The sequence below is a fragment of the Aeromonas sp. QDB31 genome (assembly GCF_027707605.1).
Classification (GTDB): domain Bacteria; phylum Pseudomonadota; class Gammaproteobacteria; order Enterobacterales; family Aeromonadaceae; genus Aeromonas; species Aeromonas media.
The window spans coordinates 231,818-247,461 of sequence record NZ_JAPCIX010000003.1; the positions used below are offsets into that span (position 1 = coordinate 231,818).

A 15,644-nucleotide genomic window follows, 5' to 3' on the forward strand; every position below is an offset into this window, starting at 1 on the left:
AATGGGATACGGGTCGCATGGCGACCCGTTCTTCAATCTTCTCAGGCGTCAGCCTTGGCATCGGCCTTGGCAACGGTGGCGATGGCCAGTTCGGTCAGCTGGGCCTGGTTGGCGAAGCTGGGGGCATCCGTCATCAGGCAGGCAGCTGCCGTGGTTTTCGGGAAGGCGATCACGTCCCGGATGTTGTCGGTACCGGTCAGCAGCATGCTGAGGCGGTCCAGACCGAAGGCCAGACCGGCGTGGGGCGGGGTACCGTACTTCAGGGCATCCAGCAGGAAGCCGAACTTCAGGCGCTGCTCGTCCGGGGTGATCCCCAGGATGTCGAACACGGTGGACTGCATCTCGCTGTTGTGGATACGCACAGAGCCGCCACCCACTTCGTAGCCGTTGATCACCATGTCGTAGGCGTTGGCATAGGCCCCCAGGGGGTTGGCCTTGAGCTCGCTCGGGCCCAGGTTGCTCGGGGCAGTGAAGGGGTGGTGCATGGCAGCCAGGCCACCTTCACCATCTTCCTCGAACATGGGGAAGTCGATGACCCACAGCGGCTTCCAGACGTTTTCCACCAGACCCAGATCGCGGCCCACCTTCAGGCGCAGGGCGCCCATGGCGTCGCACACCACCTTCTTGCTGTCAGCACCGAAGAAGAGGATGTCGCCATCGGCCGCGCCGGTGCGGGCCAGGATCTCGCGCACGATCTCGTCGGTGAGGAACTTGGCGACCGGGGACTGTACCCCTTCGATGCCATTGGCCGCTTCGTTGACCTTCATCCAGGCCAGGCCTTTGGCGCCATAGATGCCGACGAACTTGGTGTACTCGTCGATCTGCTTGCGAGAGAGCTCGGCGCCGCCCGGGACTTTCAGGGCTGCCACGCGGCCTTTCGGATCGTTGGCGGGGCCGGCGAACACGGCGAATTCCACCGCAGTCAGCAGGTCGGCCACATCCACCAGCTCCATCGGCAGGCGCAGATCCGGCTTGTCGGAACCGAAGCGGCGCATGGCCTCGTCGAAGGTCATGATCGGGAAGTCGCCGAGATCCACGTTCAGGATGTGCATCCAGAGTTTGCGGATCATCTCCTCCATGATTTCGCGCACCTGCGGCGCGGTCATGAAGGAGGTCTCCACGTCGATCTGGGTGAATTCCGGCTGGCGGTCGGCACGCAGGTCTTCATCGCGGAAACACTTGACGATCTGGTAGTAGCGATCGAAGCCGGACATCATCAGCAACTGCTTGAACAGCTGCGGGGACTGCGGCAGGGCGTAGAACTTGCCCTTGTGCACCCGGCTCGGCACCAGATAGTCACGGGCCCCTTCCGGGGTCGCCTTGGTCAGCATGGGGGTCTCGATGTCGAGGAAGCCCTGCTCGTCCATGAAGCGGCGCACGAAGGCGCTGGCCTTGGCACGGGTCTTCAGGTACTTGGCCATCTCGGGGCGACGCAGGTCCAGATAGCGATACTTGAGGCTGATCTCTTCGCTGTTGACCTGGTTGAAGTCCAGCGGCAGCGGCTCGGCACGGTTGATGATGGTGAGCTCGTGGGCGAACACTTCGATGGCGCCGGTAGCCATGTCGCTGTTGCGCTGGGAGTCCGGACGGGTACGCACCACGCCGGTCACCTGGATGCAGAACTCGCCGCGCAGCTCGGAGGCCAGGGCGAAGGCGTCCGGCTTGTCCGGGTCGAAGAAGACTTGCACGATCCCTTCCCGGTCGCGCATGTCGATAAAGATGAGGCCGCCGAGATCGCGACGACGATGGACCCAACCGCACAATGTAATGGTCTGCCCGGCATGGGCCTCATTGACCTGTCCGCAATAGATAGAGCGCATGGACTTCTTCCTTCGAAATGGTAGAGAGACGGTTCACCTTGGGTCGCCGGGCACGACTGGCAAGCACCGTCTGTCTCACAGCTGGCCAGATTCGGATTCTTACCCGGTTTGAAATCAGTCTCATATCATCCGGCTCCCCGAGCCGGATACTTGCCGCCAATGCCGGCTCGCGCCGAGTGGCCCCACTGAGGGGCGACGCGCGAGGCGAGAACATCGGCAAGCGTCGTTGTCTGGCAACCTTGTGACCCAGGTCATCGCCACCTTAGGCGCACAACCCCGTGAGTCACAACGATTTGGCAAACAAAAGGGCTGGCATTATAGAGGAAAACCCCCATTTGGGTAAAATGGCCCGCAGCCCCCTTTGCCCTGTTTTTTGTTGTCCTGGCGCAAAAAGGGGAGCAAAACAGCATAAATCCGCAGACAGGAACCGACATGAGCCTCTATTTGGGTCTGCCCCAGTGGTCACACCCGGCCTGGCCCGGGCAGTTGCTGGGGGTGGGCGCCAGACCCGCCGAGCACCTCGCCCACTATGCCCAGGTGTTCAATACCGTGGAGGGCAACACCACCTTCTACGCCTCCCCCACCCCGGACACGGTGCGCCGCTGGGCCGATGCGGTGCCGCCCCAGTTCCGCTTCAGCTTCAAGTTTCCGAAAGAAATCAGCCACCAGAGCGATCTGGTGAGCGCCGGCAAGCAGGTGGCGGACTTCATCACCCTGCTCGGCCCGCTGCACGGGCAACTGGGGCTGCTCAAGCTGCAACTGCCCGCCCGCTTCGGCCCCGCCGGCCTGCCGCGCCTCGCCGCCTTCTTCGAGAGCCTGCCGCCGGATTTCACCTATGCCCTGGAGGTGCGCCACCCCGACTTCTTCGCCAAAGGTGAGGCGGAGCGGGCCCTGAACCGCCTGCTGATGGACAGGGGCATCAACCGCATCATGCTCGACAGCCGACCGCTCTTCTCGGTGCCTGCCACTACGCCGGCCCTCGTCGATGCCCAGGGCAAGAAGCCGAGGCTCCCGGTGCACCTGCTCGCCACCGCAAACAGCCCTGTGGTGCGCCTTATCGGCCTGCCTCATCCCGAGGACAATCACCCGTTTTTGCCCTCCTGGCTGCCCCGCTGGCAGCAATGGCTGGCAGAGGGGAAGGATCTCTACCTCTTTATCCATACCGCCGACAATGCACGGGCCCCCGAACTGGCCCGTCAGGTCAGTCGGTTGCTCGGTCAGGAGATGGCCCCCTGGCCGGGGGAAAACGATCGCGCGCGCCAGGGCCTGCTGCCCTTTTAGCCGCTCGCTTCCCCACCCCTGTTTCACCGCTAAAAAAAGCCGTTTTTTTGTGGCTGGACGGGCCTCGGCGTCAAGACAAACGCCCGCCTTTCCTCTACACTACCGCCCCAAGCAAGGAGCCGGACGCCCGCCATTGCATTGTGCCGCAGGCGACCGTCCAGCTCCCAAGAAGGGGCGCTGACCGTTGTCCATGGCAACACATGCCGCAGACGGCTCACTCCCATAAAGGACCAGGATGATGGTCCATTGCGAACAGGGCAGGCCCGAAGGATCTCAAGGCCAGCCACCCCGTTCGTAAACCGGTGACGACCCGGACGGGTGTCACCCAACGACTCCATTGAACACACAGTCGGTTCGCGCACCGGCTGTCAGGTTGCGCCAGCATGCACGATCAGATTTTTGCCGCCCCCATTGCCCAATTGGGGGATTTTTGCTTTGACGAACAGGTCGTCGATGTCTTCCCCGACATGATCCAGCGATCCGTGCCGGGTTACAGCAACATCATCTCCGCCATCGGCATGATGGCAGCCCGTTACGCCCAGCCCCAGAGCCGCCTGTACGATCTCGGCTGCTCCCTCGGCGCCGCGACCCAGGCCATGCGCCGCCATGTCAATCAGCCGGGCTGCCAGATCACGGCGGTGGATCTCTCCCACCCCATGATCGAGCGTGCCCGCGCCCATCTCTCTGGCTTCAAGTCCGAGGTGCCGGTGGAGCTGGTGGAGGCGGACATCTGCGACATCGCCATCGAGAACGCCTCCGTGGTGGTGCTCAACTTCACCCTGCAGTTCGTCGCCCCCGAAAAACGGGCCGCCCTGATCCAGCGCATCCATGACGGCCTGCGCCCCGGTGGCATCCTGATCCTGAGCGAGAAATTCCGTTTCGAGGACGAACAGGTCAACGCGCTGCTCATCGACTTGCACCTCGATTTCAAGCGGGCCAACGGCTACAGCGAGCTGGAGATAAGCCAGAAGCGTACCGCCCTTGAAAACGTGATGCGTACCGACAGCCTGGAGACTCACCGTGCCCGCCTGCGGGACGCCGGTTTCACCCATCAGGATCTCTGGTTCCAGTGCTTCAACTTCGGCTCCATGATTGCCATCAAATCAAGCGACGCCCAGCCATGATCGACTTCGCCAACTTCTATCAACTGATCGCCAAGAACCGGCTGAGCCACTGGCTGCACACCCTGCCCGCCCAGCTGCACGCTTGGCAGCACGACAACCTGCACGGGGACCTGCCGCGCTGGAACCGCGCCCTCAACAAGCTGCCGCAGGTGGCCCCCGGCAACGTCGAGCTGAAAAGCCGGGTCGAGGTAGGCGGCATGGACAGCCTGAACGAGGGGGAGCGCAAGAAGACCGAGAGCCTGCTGCGCCAGTTCATGCCCTGGCGCAAGGGCCCCTTCCATGTGCACGGCATCCACATCGACACCGAGTGGCGCTCCGACTGGAAGTGGGATCGAGTGCTGCCCCACATCAGCCCGCTCGCCGGGCGTTACGTGCTGGATGTAGGTTGCGGCAGCGGCTACCACCTGTGGCGCATGGTAGGCGAAGGGGCAAAACTCGCGGTCGGTATCGATCCTAGCCCGCTCTTCCTCTGCCAGTTCGAGGCCATTCGCCACTTCGCCGGCAACGATCAGCGCGCCCACCTGCTGCCGCTCGGCATCCAGGAGCTCCCTGAGCTGCGGGCCTTTGACACCGTCTTCTCCATGGGGGTGCTCTATCATCGCAAGTCCCCCATCGAGCACATCGAACAGCTGCGCAACCAGCTCAAAGACGACGGGGAGCTGGTGCTGGAGACGCTGGTGATCGACGGCGACGTCAACGACGTGCTGGTGCCCACCGATCGCTACGGCAAGATGCGCAACGTCTGGTTTATCCCCTCAAGCACGGCTCTCAAACTCTGGGTCGAACGCTGTGGGTTCAGCGACGTGCGAATCGTGGACGAGAATATGACCAGTACCGACGAACAGCGTCGTACCGACTGGATGATTAACGAGTCCCTGAGTGACTACCTGGACCCAGACGATCCGGCACTCACGGTCGAAGGATACCCGGCACCCAAGCGTGCCGTACTGATCGCCAGAAAGGCCAAAGACTAGCCGATGGCGGCTGTGGAAGTTACACTGACCCAATTCCAGGAAGCACAGTTAAATGAATGACATGAAAAGCAAATTAAAAGGAATGACCCTGCTCTCCCTGCTCAGTCTCGGCGGGTGTGTCAGTATGGAAAAAGCCCCCCCGGCCCCGACCCTGACGCTGGCCGAGCTTCGCAACGAGATCACGTTGAGCGAGCAACGCCTGCAAACATCCATGGAACAGCAACAGAAGCAGTATGTGCAGCAACAGCACCTGCTGGTTCAGCTCAACACCGATGTCACCAACATGAAAGAGTCCGTGAAGAAAGTCGACAGCAAGCTGGCTACCCTGCCACCCGAGCCCCCCAAACCCATGGCCATCCCCACCGAGAAGTGCCCGGCCCCGAGTCAGGGCCACACGGTCGACGGCAAGCTGCTGGTGGGTGAAGCGGAGTGGATCTGGGTCGATGCCGCCAACGATGCCTTCCAGGCACGGGTCGATACCGGCGCCACCACCTCCTCCATCAGTGCCCAGGAGATCACCATCTTCGAGCGCAACGGCAAAAACTGGGTGCGCTTCTTCCTGAGCCACCAGGAGATGGACGACAAGATCCAGATCGAGGCGCCGCTGGTGCGTCACGTGCGGGTGCGTCAGGCTTCTGCCGACGACCTCGACCGTCGTCCCGTGGTGCGCCTCACCGTGCGCATCGGCGACATGACCGAGAAGGCCGAGTTTACCCTCAAAGACCGCAGCGACATGACCTTCCCCGTGCTGCTGGGCCGTGAATTCTTGAAAGACATCGCCGTGGTCGACGTGGCCCGCGAGTATATCCAACCAAAACCCAAGCTCAAGGATGTAAAATAATCCATGGTTTCCCGTAAGCCGTTCTATCTGCTGGTCGCCCTGCTGTTCATTGTCGGCCTGGGAATGACGTTTTATCACCATGTCGCCCTGGACGTGCCGCTCACGCCCGGTGAAAAACGTCAGATCTGGTCTATCGAAGCCAAGCTCGAGTTCGAGGCGACCGGTGAGCCGGTGATCGCCTCCCTGGCCATTCCGGGCACCCAGCCCGGCTTCACCCTGATGAACGAGAATGCCGCCAGCCCGGGCTACGGCCTGTCGTTCGTGGAAAAAGACGGGGATGCCCGCGCCGAGTGGTCCATTCGCACCGCCTCTGGCCGCCAGGAGCTCTACTATCGGGTCGACATGATGGCGGATGCCCATGCCAAGCCCGCCGCCAACCCGCTGCCGCCCGCCATCGAGAAGCAGATCGAGAGTGAGCCCTACGCCACCGCGATGAAGCAGATCCTCGAGCGCGCCCAGGAGCGTTCCGCCGACGGCTACACCCTGACCCGCGAGATCATCAAGGAGATCGAGAAGCAGGAACAGAACGCCGAGCTGCTGAAGTCTCACAAGAGCCGTGCCAGCCTGATCGCCGAGCTGCTCAACAACGCCGAAGTGCCGGCACGCGTAGTGCACGCCCTGAGCCTGGAAGACGGTCGCCGTCGCCAGGAGCTGGTGGACTACCTGCAGGTGTTCAACAGCCCGACCGACTACAAGCTGTTCAACCCGCAAACCGGTGAACAGGGACAACCGGGCAACCTGCTGCTGTGGGAATACAACTCCGGCGCCCTCTTGGACGTCACCGGTGGCCACAACTCCCGCGTCACCTTCTCGATGATCGAGCAGGAACAGCCGGTCAACGTGGCCCTGGCGCAGAAGTTCGAGAAGTCCGAGATGATGAACTTCTCCATCCACAGCCTGCCGCTGGAAGAGCAGGCGCTGTTCAAGGGTCTGCTGCTGATCCCCATCGGTGTGCTGATGGTGGTGTTCCTGCGGGTGCTGGTGGGGATCAAGACCTCCGGCACCTTCATGCCAGTGCTGATCGCGGTCGCCTTTATCCAGACCTCGCTCGTTACGGGCTTGATAGGCTTCCTGCTGATCGTCGGTACCGGCCTGGTCATCCGCTCCTACCTGTCGCGGCTCAACCTGCTGCTGGTGGCCCGAATATCGGCGATCATCATCATGGTGATCTCGATGATCGGCATCTTCTCCGCGTTTGCCTTCAAGCTGGGGCTGACCGACGGCATGAAGATCACCTTCTTCCCGATGATCATCCTCTCCTGGACCATAGAGCGGATGTCCATCCTGTGGGAAGAAGAGGGCCCGAAAGAGGTGTTCCGTCAAGGTGGCGGCTCCCTGCTGGTGGCGGTCATCGCCTACCTGGCCATGGACAACGAGCTCATTCGTCACCTCACCTTCAACTTCCTCGGCCTGCAACTGGTGCTGATGGCCACCGTGCTGGTGATGGGTAACTACACCGGCTACAAGCTGAGCGAGCTCAAGCGCTTCAAGCCGCTGGTGGACGAGATGAAGTCCGGTGCCACCCCGGGTAAGGACAAGTAACAGATGTGGTTCTGGCAGAAATACACCAGCCCGTGGAGCCTGTCTCAGGCAGGCATCCTCGGCATGAACAAACGCAACCACTCCTACATCAGCCGCTACAACCCGCGTCGTCTCTACCCGTTGGTGGATGACAAGCTCAAGACCAAGCGCATCGCGCTGGATGCGGGGGTGACGGTGCCTGAACTCATCGGCACCATCCGCGAGCAGCACGACGTGACCCGCATCACCGAGCTGGTGAAGGATTGGCCGGGCTTCTGCATCAAGCCGGCCCGCGGCTCCGGCGGCAAGGGGATTCTGGTGATCCTGCGTCAGGAAGAGGGCAGCTTCTACAAGCCCAACGGCAGCGCCTCCACCGGTCAGGATCTAGAGCGCCATGTCTCCAACATACTGGCGGGCCTCTATTCGCTGGGCGGCAAGCCCGACGTGGCGCTGGTGGAAGGACTCATCAACTTCGATGACGTGTTCGACGGCTACTCCTTCGAAGGGGTGCCCGATGCCCGGGTGATCATTTTCAAGGGCTTCCCGGTGATGGCCATGATGCGTCTCTCCACCGCCGCCTCGGACGGCAAGGCGAACCTGCACCAGGGCGCCGTGGGGGTGGGTCTGTGCCTGCGTACCGGTCGCGCCCTGCGGGCGGTGCAGTTTGGCAACCCCCTGCGCCACCACCCGGACACCGGCCTGGATCTCTACGATCTCAAGGTGCCCCACTGGGATACCCTGCTGACCCTGGCCGCCTCCTGCTACGAGATGTCGGGGCTTGGCTACATCGGGACCGACATGGTGCTGGACAAGTTCCGCGGCCCCATGCTGCTGGAGCTCAACGCCCGTCCCGGTCTCGCCATCCAGATCGCCAACGGCCGCGGCCTGGTGCCCAACCTCAAGACCATCGAGAAGCTGGGTCAGGTCAAGATGAACGTGGAGCAACGCGTCAACTTCGCCAAGGATCACTTCGGTATCTTCGACGAATAGCCTGCCCCTCACGCCTGCAAAAACGCGCCACCCGGCGCGTTTTTTTATGGCCGGCGTCGGGTGCCCCCCGGGAAGGCCGATCCCCGTCACATCCCATGGCAACCCCCCTTCAACGGGCTGGCACAAGGGGATAAGCTCCCATGGCAGTTGTTGTAGCGACGGGCAGGTGGATGGCGGGCTTATCCCCATCCGCTTGCCCCGCAATGCACAGACCCTGCCAGGAGGGCGCCTAATCTCGGCGACAAAGCAGTCTCTCGATGGTAGATTAATCAAATCAAATAGATAGCATCGATCGGGTTTCCCCTATGCAACGTTGGCCCAGCCTGAAACAGCTGCAGTATCTGGTCGCTCTGGACGAGCACAAGAATTTCAATCGCGCCGCCAAGGCCTGTCATGTCAGCCAGTCCACCCTGAGTACCGGGATCCAGACCCTGGAGGACATGATGAACCTGCAACTGGTGGAGCGTGACCACAAGAGCTTCATCATGACGCCGGTCGGCATGGAGATAGTGGCGCGGGCGCGCAACCTGCTCTCCGACGCCCGGGATCTGATGGAGCTCGGCCAGCAGCAGGGGGGCGTCATGCACGGCACCGTCCGCCTGGGTTGCATCCCCACCATAGCCCCCTTCCTGCTCAGCAAGCTGCTGCAGGTGTGCGGCAAGGCCTATCCGGAGCTGGAGCTGCTGCTGCGGGAAGACACCACCACCAATCTGCTCAAGCAGCTGGAGCAGGGGCAGCTCGACTTGCTGATCCTGGCGCTGCCAGTGGAGATAGGCGGCTTTCACAGCAAGACGGTGGGGCTGGATCCCTTCCATATGGTGATGCCGTCAGATATGGCTGCCACTTTGCACATGCCATTCGACTACAAGGAGCTGCCCAATCAGAGCATCTTCCTGCTGGAGCGGGAGCACTGCCTGACCGAGCACGCGGTGAGTGCCTGCCGGCTGCGGGACAAGAGCAAGATCAACCCCTTCGCCGCCACCAGTCTGCACACCCTGGTGCAGATGGTGGGCGCCGGCCTTGGCACCACCTTCCTGCCCCAGATGGCCATAGATGCGGGCATTCTCGACAACTCGGATCTGGTGGCCATCCCCCTGCCCGGGGAGAAGCCCTATCGCGAGATTGGCCTGGTATGGCGCCCCAGCACCACCCGGGTGCAGACCTTCTACAAGATTGCCGAACTGCTCACGCCGCTGATAAGTCCCAAGGCGGCGGACTGACGCCTGGCTTGCCGGGGGCCCTTTCTCTGCCCTCGGCAAGTTTTTATGCTATCGCTGTTCAGGTTCCAGGCAGGAACATCGTCTATGATGAATCCCGTGCCCTATCAAGGAGTTGAGATGTTTCGCACCTTGCTTCCGCCCCTGCTGGCCCTGCTTGTCGTCGCCTGCTCCAGTACCCCGGAGCCGCCCCCTCCTGCCCGCCAGGCCAGTGCCTTCGACGGCTTCTATCAGCAGTGGCGCGGCGTCCCCTATCGCATGGGCGGCACCAATCGCGCCGGCCTCGACTGCTCCGCCTTCACCCAGCTTGCCTACCAGCAGGTGCTGGGCTTCACCCTGCCCAGAACCACTGAATCCCAGGCCAATCTCGGCAGGCCGGTGGACAGATACCGTCTGCAGCACGGGGATCTGGTGTTCTTCAAGACCGGCTGGCAGCAGTACCACGTCGGCGTCTATACAGGTGCAGGGGAGTTCATTCACGCCTCCACCAGCAAGGGGGTGATCCGCTCTCGCCTCGACAACGTCTACTGGAACAGCCGCTACTGGCAAGCCCGCCGCCTGACCCAGTAGCCGCCACCAACGAACACCAAAAAGGCCCCGAGGGGCCTTCTTCTTTATGTGCCGCGCAGAGGCTCAGTGCTTGCGGTGCCAGCGGGGCGAGGTGGCTCGCTCCCCCCAGGGGGTCACGCAGGGCAGCAGGGCCCCTTCGATCAGCCGCTCGCTTGCTGCCAGCGCCTCGGCAATCTTCTCGTGGAGCAGCCGCAGCAGGTTTTTGTCCTGCTCCGCCAGGGAGTGACCCGCGGCGAAATACTCGCGCTGATGTTGCAGCGCCAGCTTCTGGGCAAATTCATAGGTGTTGAAACTGTCCGGCATGCGCTCGATCACATCGTCCAGCCGGGCCAGCAGGCTGTGCAATTCCCTGGTCATGTGCTGCTCTCCATTTGAGTTGATGATTGAAAACTACCTCTTATTGGATAATTCACCAATCGGGATACCCCCAAACTGTGTGGCCGAGCACAGTTCCATCAGAGAACCCACTCATCCGCCCTTGCTCTGGTACGCCCATGTTTACAAGCTGGCAACAAGCCGGTAGGCTTAGACCGACTAATCAGTCGGTCAGTTTTTGTGCGGAGCATGCCATGGAAGCCATACGAACAGAGTCCCCAGACAAGTTCTCCCTGCCCGAGCAGTTGGTCCGCCTCAAGCAGGCCTGTCAGGCCCAGCCCATGCCGAGCCTGGCACAGCGCCGCAGCCGGTTGACCGCGCTCAAGAGCGCCCTGCTCGCCCACAAGCAGGCGCTCTGCGACGCCCTGGCCCTAGACTATGGCCAGCGCAGCGACTACGACTCCCTGGTCGCCGACATCCTGCCCTGCGTCATGCAGATCAACTACAGCCTGAAACGGCTCAAGGGCTGGATGAGACCAGTGCGGCGCCACCCCGGCCTGCTGCTGGCCCCCGCCAGGGTCGAGGTGCACTATCAACCGCTTGGCGTGGTCGGCATCATGGTGCCCTGGAACTTCCCGGTGATGCTGAGCCTGGGGCCACTCATCGGCGCCATCGCCGCCGGCAACCGGGCCATGATCAAGCTATCCGAGTTCACACCCCATACCAATGCCGCGCTGCGCACCCTGCTGGAGGCGGTGTTTGACGACGACGAGGTGGTGCTCATCGAGGGAGATGCGGGACTCGCGGCCGCCTTCAGCACACTGCCCTTCGATCATCTGCTGTTCACCGGCTCCACGGCGGTGGGCAGGCAGGTGATGGCTGCCGCCGCGCCCCAGCTCACGCCGCTGACCCTGGAGCTTGGTGGCAAGAGTCCCTGCCTCATCGCCCCCGACATGCCCCTGGCCCTGGCGGTGGAGCGGATGATCTTCGGCAAGAGCCTCAACGCCGGCCAGATCTGCGTGGCCCCGGACTATGTATTGCTGCCGCGGGGGCAGGAGCAGGGCTTTATCGAAGCCTATCAGACGCACTTTCGCCGCCTCTATCCCAAGGGGCTGGATAGTCCGGATTACGGCTCCATCATCAACGCGGCCCAGTATGAGAGGCTCACCGCCTGGCTGGCGGAGGCGAAGCAGGCGGGTGCCCAGGCGCACCCTTGCGCCTCGCCGGCCCGGGATGACGGCGCCCGCCGCCTGGTGCCCCACCTGCTGACCGAGGTACCCGGCCACTGCCAGCTGATGCAGCAGGAGATCTTCGGCCCATTGCTGCCCCTGGTGCCCTATGACAGCATCGAGGAGGCCATTGCCTATGTGGCGGCTCGGCCACGCCCGCTGGCACTCTATCTAATGAGCCTGGACGAGACGCTGCAGAGCCGCCTCATCCGGGAGACCCACGCCGGTGGCATGGCCATCAACGAGTGCCTGTTCCAGGTGGCGGCGGACGACGCCCCCTTCGGCGGCATAGGCCCCTCCGGCATGGGGCACTACCACGGCCACGAAGGCTTTCTCACCTTCTCCAAGGCGAAAACCGTGCTGCGCCGCGGCCGTTTCAGCACGGGGAACCTGATCCACCCCCCTTATCGGCGCTGGTACCAGCAGCTGATGATGGCCCTGTTCCTGCGCTAGGAGGCAACATGAGCGATCCCATGACAGACAAACGCCGCCAGATCCTGGATGCCGCCCTTGCCCTGTGCGCCGAGGATGGCCTGCAGGGGGCCGCTACCGCCCGCATCGCCCGGGCGGCAGGGGTTGCCAACGGCACCCTGTTCCACCACTTTCCCAGCAAGGAGCTGTTGATCCAGCAGCTCTACCAGGACGTCAAGCTGCGCCTTGGCGCCGCCATCAGCGACGCGGATCCGGCCCTGCCACTCAGGGAGCAGGCGCGCCACTACTGGTGTCAGGCGATGAGCTGGATGCAGGCCCATCCCCACGAGCTCAAGTTCGTGCTGGGCTTCTTCCACTCCCCCCTGCTGGCACGGCCGCTGCGCAGCCAGATCCTGGGGGAGACACTACGCTTCCTGCCGCGCCTGCTTGCCCGGGGTCAAGCCAGCGGCGAGCTGATGCAGGCGCCCCCCGTCCTGATGCTGGAGGTGTGCCAGAGCCAGTTTCTGGCCTGTGCCTCCCTCTTTGTCGACCAGCCCGAGCTCGGGGACGATCCCCACTGGCAGGCCAGCGCCTTCGCCCTCTTCTGGTCCGCCATTGCAGGAGGCCTTCATGACGCGTGATCCTTGGCTTGCCACCGGCAGGCGCCTCTGGATAGGGAGTCTGCTCTGGATCATCGGCCGCACCCTGTGCCGCGCCGCCCGGGTCGACGAGGCGGTGCGCAGTGAGCTCGCCCCGCTGCCGGAGGGGCTTCGCATCCGGCTGGAGGTGCATGGGCTGCCTTATGGGCTGACCCTGCACCAGGTGGCCGGGCGCTGGCGATGCGGCCCCGCGTCCCTTGGGGCAACAAGTCCCCATGTTCTGCGGGTCTGCTTCAAGCACCCCGCCATCGCCTTTCGCGCCCTCAGCTTTCGCCTCGGCATTAATCAGGCCTTCTGCGAGAACCGGCTGTTGGTGGAGGGGGATCTCGGGGCGGCCATGCATCTGGTGCGGGCGCTGGAGCAGCTGCAAGCCCTGATCCTGCCTGCCTTCATCGCGCGGCCCCTGCTGCGCCACTACCCGAGCCCGCGCCACAAGCTGACGCGAGCCTGCCACATCTACCTGGGTCTGCTGACCGGTTGAAAAGAAGGATGAACATCATGAGCCGTTATTACGATTTCTTCTGTCCGGTCAGATTGATGGCAGGGGAGCAGGCGCTGGAACAGCTTCCGGACGAGCTGATGGCACTGGGGGCACGCCGTCCGCTGCTGCTGACCGACAAGGGGGTCGGCGGCAGCGGGCTCGCCACCCTGCTGGCCAATGTGCTGGCGGAGGGGGGCCTGCCGGTCGCCGCCATCTGGGACGAGATCCCAGCCGACTCCTCCACCGCCGTGGTGGAGCGCATCGCCACCCGCTGGCGGGAACTGGGTTGTGACAGCCTGGTGGCCCTGGGGGGCGGCTCCGTCATCGATACCGCCAAGGCGGTCAACATCCTGGTCACCCTGGGCGGGGAGCGGCTGCTGGATCATGCGGGGGCCGGTTGCCTGACCCGCCCCCTCAAACCGCTGGCGGCGGTGCCCACCACGGCGGGCACCGGATCGGAAGTGACCCTGGTGGCGGTGATCCGGGACGAGGGGAGCGGGCGCAAGGTGCCCTTCACCTCCCCCTTCCTGCTGCCCCAGCTGGCGGTGCTGGACCCGCGCCTCACCCGGGGGCTGCCGCTGCCCATCACGGCCGCCACCGCCATGGACGCCATGACCCACGCCATCGAGGCCTTCATCGGCAATGCCAAGAACCCGGTCAGCGACGCCCTGGCCCTGATGGCGGTGGAGAAGATAGCCGATGCCCTGCCCAAGGTGCTGCAGGCCCCCGAAGACAAGCACCTGCGGCTGCAACTGGCGGAGGGATCCACCCTGGCGGGCATGGCGTTTTCCAACTCCATGGTGGGGCTGGTGCACGCCCTCGGCCACAGCCTGGGGGCCCGCTGCCACCTGCCCCACGGCCTGTGCATGAACCTCTTCCTGCCCGCGGTGCTCGACTACAACAGGCCGCAGATAGACCCTGAGCTGGCCCGCCTGCTGCTGCCGCTGGCGGGGCCGGAGCGCTTCGCGGCCACCCCACAGGCGCTGCGTCCCCAGGCGGCCCTGGATGCACTCTGCGCCCTGCGGGACAGTCTCTGGCAGGCGGTAGGGTTGCCGCGCACCCTGGCGGAAGCCGGCGTGACGGACAGATCGGTGCTCACCGACATTCGTGATCTCGCCATCAACGACGGCGCCCTGCTCTACAACCGCAAGGATGCGGACAGGGAAGAGCTGCTTGCGCTGCTGGAACAGGTGTGGGAATGACCTACAAGCCGACCCGCAGAGGGCCGGCTTGGCGCAGGATCAGATGGACGGCGTGAAGACCCCGGTGGAGAGATAGCGATCCCCCCGATCGCAGATGATGGCCACCACCACCCCCTGGCTGAGCTCTGCCGCTACCCGCAGGGCACCGGCCACGGCGCCCCCCGAGCTGACCCCGCAGCAGATCCCCTCTTCCCGCGCCAGCCGGCGCATCATGGCCAGCGACTCATCGAGCGTCACATCCAGCACCCGATCGACCCGCTCGGGATCGAAGATGGCGGGCATATAGGCCTCTGGCCAGCGGCGAATGCCGGGGATCTGGCTCCCCTCGGCCGGTTGCAGGCCTATCACTTGCACCGCCGGGTTCTGCTCCTTGAGGTAGCGGGAGACCCCCATGATGGTGCCCGTGGTGCCCATGGCGGAGACGAAGTGAGTGATGGCCCCCTCGCTCTGGCGCCAGATCTCGGGGCCGGTGGAGAGGTAGTGGGCATCCGGATTGGCCGGGTTGTTGAACTGATCGAGCACCAGCCCCTCGCCGCGGGCCTGCATGGCCAGCGCCAGATCCCGCGCTTCTTCCATGCCGTTTTCCACCAGCACCAGCTCGGCGCCATAGGCCTGCATGGCATCGCGCCGCTCCTGGCTCATGGTGCTCGGCATGACGAGCCGCATTCTGTACCCCCGGGCCGCCGCCACCATGGCCAGCGCTATGCCGGTATTGCCCGAGGTGGCCTCGATGAGTCGTGCCCCTGGCCCTAAGTAACCGCTCGCCTCCGCCGCCCGAACGAGGTTCAGGGCCGGTCTGTCCTTGACGGAGCCGGCGGGGTTGTTGCCCTCCAGCTTCACCAGCAGGGTCACGTCGGGACAGGGGTTGATGCGGCGCAGGCGCAGCAACGGGGTATTGCCAATCAGATCTTCCAGGGTGGCGAAGGCCATAACGGGATCCATCCTCTGCTAACTGTTCTATACCTTGCCTAGCGAGCCGCTCGCAGGCCGGTCAGTGTAAGCGAGCCTC

15 protein-coding genes are annotated in these 15,644 nt (G+C 63.7%); 12 read left to right on the forward strand and 3 right to left on the reverse strand.

Annotated features, from left to right (window positions below):
• Positions 1 to 41 precede the first annotated feature (41 nt).
• Complete coding sequence (aspS, locus tag PG898_RS04755) at positions 42 to 1,820, reverse strand: aspartate--tRNA ligase (protein WP_171269192.1); 1,779 nt, start codon at positions 1,818 to 1,820, stop codon at positions 42 to 44.
• Between the two features lie 432 nt (positions 1,821 to 2,252).
• Between aspS and PG898_RS04760 the strand changes: the two genes are divergently transcribed.
• The 8 genes from PG898_RS04760 (at position 2,253) to PG898_RS04795 (ending at position 10,338) form a co-directional block, all read left to right on the forward strand.
• The gene (locus PG898_RS04760; protein ID WP_171269193.1) at positions 2,253 to 3,101 is read left to right on the forward strand and encodes a DUF72 domain-containing protein; all 849 of its coding nucleotides are present in this window, start codon (positions 2,253 to 2,255) and stop codon (positions 3,099 to 3,101) included.
• A gap of 383 nt (positions 3,102 to 3,484) precedes the next feature.
• Positions 3,485 to 4,225, forward strand: coding sequence for a carboxy-S-adenosyl-L-methionine synthase CmoA (cmoA, locus tag PG898_RS04765; protein ID WP_111911251.1), 741 nt, complete (start codon positions 3,485 to 3,487; stop codon positions 4,223 to 4,225).
• A complete protein-coding gene (gene cmoB / locus PG898_RS04770; protein WP_171269194.1) occupies positions 4,222 to 5,199 on the forward strand; it encodes a tRNA 5-methoxyuridine(34)/uridine 5-oxyacetic acid(34) synthase CmoB in 978 nt (325 codons plus the stop codon). Before cmoA ends, cmoB begins: the two co-directional genes overlap by 4 nt.
• A gap of 52 nt (positions 5,200 to 5,251) precedes the next feature.
• Positions 5,252 to 6,040, forward strand: coding sequence for an ATP-dependent zinc protease family protein (locus PG898_RS04775; RefSeq protein ID WP_005325701.1), 789 nt, complete (start codon positions 5,252 to 5,254; stop codon positions 6,038 to 6,040).
• 3 nt (positions 6,041 to 6,043) lie between these two features.
• The gene (locus PG898_RS04780) at positions 6,044 to 7,582 is read left to right on the forward strand and encodes an inactive transglutaminase family protein (protein WP_005325703.1); all 1,539 of its coding nucleotides are present in this window, start codon (positions 6,044 to 6,046) and stop codon (positions 7,580 to 7,582) included.
• Between the two features lie 3 nt (positions 7,583 to 7,585).
• Positions 7,586 to 8,551, forward strand: coding sequence for an alpha-L-glutamate ligase-like protein (locus PG898_RS04785; RefSeq protein ID WP_005325705.1), 966 nt, complete (start codon positions 7,586 to 7,588; stop codon positions 8,549 to 8,551).
• A gap of 305 nt (positions 8,552 to 8,856) precedes the next feature.
• Positions 8,857 to 9,771, forward strand: coding sequence for a hydrogen peroxide-inducible genes activator (locus PG898_RS04790; RefSeq protein ID WP_163135960.1), 915 nt, complete (start codon positions 8,857 to 8,859; stop codon positions 9,769 to 9,771).
• 117 nt (positions 9,772 to 9,888) lie between these two features.
• On the forward strand, positions 9,889 to 10,338 hold the full coding sequence (locus tag PG898_RS04795) for a C40 family peptidase (RefSeq protein WP_106887397.1): 450 nt from the start codon (positions 9,889 to 9,891) through the stop codon (positions 10,336 to 10,338).
• 63 nt (positions 10,339 to 10,401) lie between these two features.
• Here the strand turns inward: PG898_RS04795 and PG898_RS04800 are convergent, their stop codons facing one another.
• Positions 10,402 to 10,695 (reverse strand): hypothetical protein, encoded by a 294-nt coding sequence (locus PG898_RS04800; RefSeq protein ID WP_163148587.1) that lies wholly within the window; start codon positions 10,693 to 10,695, stop codon positions 10,402 to 10,404.
• Between the two features lie 212 nt (positions 10,696 to 10,907).
• On the opposite strand from PG898_RS04800, the gene PG898_RS04805 reads away from it, so the two are divergent.
• The 4 genes from PG898_RS04805 to PG898_RS04820 are packed head-to-tail and all read left to right on the forward strand — an operon-like array spanning position 10,908 to position 14,635.
• The gene (locus tag PG898_RS04805; RefSeq protein ID WP_270824358.1) at positions 10,908 to 12,335 is read left to right on the forward strand and encodes a coniferyl aldehyde dehydrogenase; all 1,428 of its coding nucleotides are present in this window, start codon (positions 10,908 to 10,910) and stop codon (positions 12,333 to 12,335) included.
• An 8-nt stretch (positions 12,336 to 12,343) separates the two neighbouring features.
• Positions 12,344 to 12,934, forward strand: coding sequence for a TetR/AcrR family transcriptional regulator (locus tag PG898_RS04810; protein ID WP_270824357.1), 591 nt, complete (start codon positions 12,344 to 12,346; stop codon positions 12,932 to 12,934).
• Complete coding sequence (locus PG898_RS04815) at positions 12,924 to 13,433, forward strand: hypothetical protein (RefSeq protein ID WP_270824356.1); 510 nt, start codon at positions 12,924 to 12,926, stop codon at positions 13,431 to 13,433. The genes PG898_RS04810 and PG898_RS04815 overlap by 11 nt, the downstream gene beginning before the upstream one ends.
• 17 nt (positions 13,434 to 13,450) lie before the next feature.
• Positions 13,451 to 14,635, forward strand: a complete 1,185-nt coding sequence (locus PG898_RS04820; RefSeq protein ID WP_270824355.1) for an iron-containing alcohol dehydrogenase — start codon at positions 13,451 to 13,453, stop codon at positions 14,633 to 14,635.
• 39 nt (positions 14,636 to 14,674) lie between these two features.
• Here PG898_RS04820 and cysM read toward each other — a convergent pair whose 3' ends face one another.
• Positions 14,675 to 15,577 (reverse strand): cysteine synthase CysM, encoded by a 903-nt coding sequence (gene cysM, locus PG898_RS04825; RefSeq protein ID WP_270824354.1) that lies wholly within the window; start codon positions 15,575 to 15,577, stop codon positions 14,675 to 14,677.
• Positions 15,578 to 15,644: the final 67 nt, after the last annotated feature.